This is a genomic window from Hoeflea sp. (genome assembly GCF_039975035.1).
GTDB lineage: Bacteria > Pseudomonadota > Alphaproteobacteria > Rhizobiales > Rhizobiaceae > Hoeflea.
Window position 1 is genome coordinate 1 of record NZ_JBDWHW010000091.1, and the last position, 4,398, is coordinate 4,398.

4 protein-coding genes and 1 pseudogene are annotated in these 4,398 nt (G+C 59.2%); 1 reads left to right on the plus strand and 4 read right to left on the minus strand.

Annotation, left to right across the window (positions count from 1 at the left end):
- Positions 1–114: pseudogene (locus tag ABJN75_RS07500) on the plus strand (transglutaminase family protein); the annotation flags it as partial.
- A 14-nt stretch (positions 115–128) separates the two neighbouring features.
- Here ABJN75_RS07500 and ABJN75_RS07505 read toward each other — a convergent pair.
- From ABJN75_RS07505 to ABJN75_RS07520, 4 genes are all read right to left on the minus strand, one after another.
- Positions 129–1,049, minus strand: coding sequence for an ABC transporter permease (locus ABJN75_RS07505; protein ID WP_348438317.1), 921 nt, complete (start codon positions 1,047–1,049; stop codon positions 129–131).
- Entirely contained in the window at positions 1,042–2,049 is a 1,008-nt protein-coding gene (locus ABJN75_RS07510) for an ABC transporter permease (protein WP_348438319.1), read from the minus strand. The genes ABJN75_RS07505 and ABJN75_RS07510 overlap by 8 nt, the downstream gene beginning before the upstream one ends.
- Positions 2,050–2,142: 93 nt before the next feature.
- Positions 2,143–3,843 (minus strand): peptide ABC transporter substrate-binding protein, encoded by a 1,701-nt coding sequence (locus ABJN75_RS07515; protein WP_348438321.1) that lies wholly within the window; start codon positions 3,841–3,843, stop codon positions 2,143–2,145.
- A gap of 21 nt (positions 3,844–3,864) precedes the next feature.
- Positions 3,865–4,398: ABC transporter ATP-binding protein (locus ABJN75_RS07520; RefSeq protein WP_348438323.1), on the minus strand; the 534-nt coding region annotated here is incomplete at its 5' end.

Sequence of the window (4,398 nt, forward strand, 5' to 3'; positions counted from 1 at the left end):
GTGGTGGCTTATGGACGCGATTATGCCGATCTGGCGCCGGTGCGCGGCGCGATGCGCACGGCGGGCGGTCAGAAAACCAGTCAATCCGTGGATGTGGTCCCGGTCGTCGTATAGACCTCGCCGGAACCTCAGCGTCCGCGGATACGCGGGTCGAGTGCGTCGCGCAAACCGTCGCCGATGTAGTTGACGCTCAGCACAGTCAGCGAAATCGCCAGGCCGGGCCAGAACACCCGTTCCGGATACTGCTGGAGATAATCGATCGCATCGAACAACAGCCGGCCCCAGGTCGGAAAGTCCGGCGGAAAGCCCAGACCGAGAAACGACAGCGCGGATTCGGTGATGATCGCCGTGGCGATGCCGAGCGTTGGCGAGACCATGATCGGAGACAGGACGTTGGGCAGGATGTGGCGCAGGATCATGCGCCGCGACGGGGTTCCGATCGACCGCGCCGCCAGCACGAACTCCCGCTCCTTGAGCGCCAGCACTTCACCGCGCACGATGCGCGCGGTCTGCATCCAGCTGGTGATGCCGATCGCCGAGACGATCAGGATGAAGGTTCCCATCTCAGGGCCGAAGCTGCGCGCCAGCGTTTCGCGGAACAGCATCACCATGACCAGCAGAAGCGGCAGCAACGGCAGGGCGAGAAACAGGTTTGTCAGCCCCATCAGGAAGGTGTCGAGCTTGCGGAAGAAGCCGGCGACCACACCGATGAGAGTGCCCAGCAGAACGCTGATCAGCATCGCGGTCAGGCCAACAGCAATGGAAACCTGTCCGCCTGCCATCATCCGCGCCATAATGTCCCGGCCCAACTGGTCGGTTCCGAACGGATGCGCCAGTCCCGGTCCGGCGTTTCGGGCGCGGATGTCGATGAATGTCGGCTCAATGGTCCATAACAACGGGCCGATTGTCACCGCCAGCACGATGAACAGGAATACCCCGGCGCCAAACAGCGCGCCCTTGTGGGTCTTGAACTGATCCCAGACATCCCACCATTGCGAGCGTCCGGAGGTGTCGATCTTTGCCGGTTCGAGAACGGGAGCATCAGTCATAGCGGATCCTCGGATCAAGCAGGCCGTACAGCATGTCGGCGATCAAGTTGCACAGCACGATCAGCACGGCGAAGATGAAGGCAAGGGTTTGCACCATCGGCAGATCATTGGCGTAGATCGCGGTAATCAGCAATTGCCCCAGACCGTTCACCTTGAAGATTTGCTCGGTGATGATTGCTCCGCCGAAAATCGACGGAATACCGAGTGCGATCACGGTCACCACCGGGATCATCGAATTGCGCAGCACATGTACAAGCACCACCACTTTCTCGGTCATGCCCTTGGCGCGGGCGGTGCGGACATAATCATGATTGAGATTGTCGAGCATCGAGGCACGCATGAAGCGCGACAATTGAGCGGTCGTCTGCAGCGCCAGCACCATGACCGGCAACGTCATCTGTCGAACCTGTTGTCCAAAGCTCTCGAAATCATTGACCACCAGGGTGGTGTCATAGATCGATGGAAACCACGGAAGCATGATCGCGAAGAACACGATCAACAGCACGCCCGAGAAGAACGGCGGCACAGAAAAGCCGATCATGGAGACAAAGGTACCGATCTGGTCGAACCATGAATATTGCTTGTAGGCTGATATGATGCCGATCGGCAGCGCGATCATCACGCCAACCACATAAGCAAGTCCCACGACCCATGCCGTTTGCGGCAGACGCTGGATGATGATGTCGAAAACAGGGGCGCGAAACTGCCAGGAAACGATGCGTTGCATGCCTTCGGCAAAACTGGTTCCGGCAATCCAGTCGATAAAATAGAGCGGCTCGACCCAGAAGAATTGCTTGGCCCAGAGCAGGTAGCGGATATAGGCCGGCGAATCGAGTCCGAGCGCTTCGCGCATCTTCTGGCGCACTTCAGGCGGGATGCTCAGCGGCTGGTCGGCGAGAGGGTCGCCCGGAGCCAGGTCCAGCAGCAGGAAGATGATCAGACTGATGAACACAAGCGTCGGTATCGCCGTCAATAGCCGTCGGATCGTAAAGGTCAGCATGAGCGACGCCTCGGTTCAACAGTATGCGCAGGAAAATTGAAATCGCGACAGGGATGGATGGTCCCGCCCGGGCGGGACCATCCGTTTCCAGTCTTACTTGATGCGGTACCAGTCCGCGGCATTCCAGATTTCGGAATCCCAGGTGTTGAGCACAACACCGCCGAGGCTGTTGGAATGAGCCGAAACACGGCCACGATCAACCAGCGGAACGATGGTCATCGATTCCTTGGTGATCATCTCGTTGAGCTTCTTGGCGATTTCGGCACGCTTGGAGATTTCGCCGGTCTTGCCGAGCTCGGCAACCAGTTCGTCATAGGCCGGATCGCAGAAGCGGTTGATGTTCTCACCCTGCCACTGCGTTTCAGGTCTCGGAGCCTTCTCGCAGGTGTACTGGCCAAGATATTGCTCCGGATCGGTGCCGTCGAAGTTGTTGGCGTACATTTCCACGTCCGCGTAGAACTTCTGGAACGTGTCCGGGGATGCCGGGTCGCCACCGAAGAACACCGAACCGTCGATGTTCTTGAGTTCGGTTTCAACACCGATATCAGACCACCACTGCTTGATCAGCGCCTGGAAGTCCTGGCGCACGGCGTTGGTCGAGCTTTGGAACAGAAGCTTGAGCTTCTTTCCGTCCTTTTCGCGGATGCCATCGCCACCGACGGTCCAGCCGGCTTCGTCGAGCAGCGCCTTGGCGCCATCCACATCCTGGTCAAAACACTCTGTATTGGGCGAAGCGAACAGTTCCGGTGCAGGCACGAGGTTGCAGGTCGGGCGGCCGGCCTGGCCGTAACCGATTTCGACCAGCAGCTTGCGGTCGATTGCCATCGAAAGCGCCTTGCGAACCTTGAAGTCCGAAAGGATCGGGTGCGGGTGCTTGGCGGTTGAACGTTCGCCTTCGGCCAGATCCGGCGATGGATCGGTCATGTTCATTTCGATGCGCTCAACCAGCGTGCCGAAGCCCGAGATCGGTGTGCCCTTGCCGCCTTCGGCCATCTTGGCAATGACGTCCGGTGCCAGCTGCAGGTTCCAGGCGTAATCGTATTCGCCGGTTTCGAGAACCGCACGACCGGCCGATGCCGCATCGCCGCCACCTTTGAAGGTCAGGGTCGCAAATGCCGGCTTGGCAGGATCGCGATAGTTGTCATTGGCTTTCATGGTGATGACGTCATTCGGCTTGAAATCGGTGACGACGAACGGGCCGGTGCCGATCGGACCGAAATTGGCCGAGGTGCATTCCTGGGCTTTCGCGCCAAGGCAGTCCTTGAACTGGGCTGCCTGGAGAAGTGGCGACTGAGCGCCGACAAATGCGGCATACGGTACGGGCTTTGGGCCGCTGAAGTTGACGATGATGGTGCGCTCGTCCGGTGTTTCGATGCTTTCCACACCGTCGAACTTGGCGCTCTGGGCACACCCGCCATCGGGCGCCATGCAATAGTCTGCCGTGAACTTGGCGTCGGCTGAGGTCACCGGAGTGCCGTCAGACCATTTCAGGCCTTCTTTCAGCTTCCAGGTGATCGACGTAAGGTCGGCCGCGACGCCGCCGTTTTCAACGGTCGGAATTTCATCGACCAGATAAGGGACGAGCGCGCCTTTTTCATTGAAGCGGGCCAGCGGTTCGACAATGAGAGACGATGCCTCGATGTCCTTGGTGCCGCCCGACAGATAGGGGTTGAGGATCGAGGGCGCCTGCCAGTAAATGATCTTGACGTCGCCGTCCGAGCCGCGCTCGGCGTGAGCAACCGGTGCAATCGCCATCGCGGCGACTGCGCCCAGCAGAATAGTTTTCAGTCTCATGGCTGTCTCCTTGTTGATTTTTTATATTGTTCTTTCGCCGCCGGTTGGTTCCGCGGTCGTTGTCATGCTTTCCGAATACAGATGGCAGACCACCTGTCTTCCTTCTCCGAAATCATAGACGTCGGGTTCGATTTGCCGGCAGATATCCATGACTTTGGGGCATCGGGTGGAAAAATTGCAGCCTTTGGGAGGGTTGGCGGGGGAGGGCACATCGCCCTGCAGCACGATCGGTACGCGATTGCGCTCGGATTCAGGATCGGGTTCCGGCACCGCTGACAACAAGGCCTGGGTGTAGGGATGCAGCGGTTCGGCGAACAAGGCTTCGCGCGAGCCGATTTCAACGATCCGGCCCAGATACATCACCGCGACGCGGTCGGCGATATGGCGCACCATCGACAAATCATGGCTGATGAACAGATAAGTCAGGTTCAGCCGGGTCTGCAGTTCTTCCAGCAGATTGACCACCTGCGCCTGGATCGATACGTCGAGCGCCGCAATCGGCTCGTCGCAGACGATGAACCTGGGATTGAGTGCCAGCGCCCGGGCAATGCCGAT

What these genes read in the sequence shown, in the direction of transcription:
- ABJN75_RS07510 (WP_348438319.1), bottom strand. Translation starts at nt 2,049, where the DNA reads ATGCTGACCTTTACGATCCGACGGCTATTGACGGCGATACCGACGCTT.
- ABJN75_RS07515 (WP_348438321.1), bottom strand. Translation starts at nt 3,843, where the DNA reads ATGAGACTGAAAACTATTCTGCTGGGCGCAGTCGCCGCGATGGCGATT.
- ABJN75_RS07505 (WP_348438317.1), bottom strand. Translation starts at nt 1,049, where the DNA reads ATGACTGATGCTCCCGTTCTCGAACCGGCAAAGATCGACACCTCCGGA.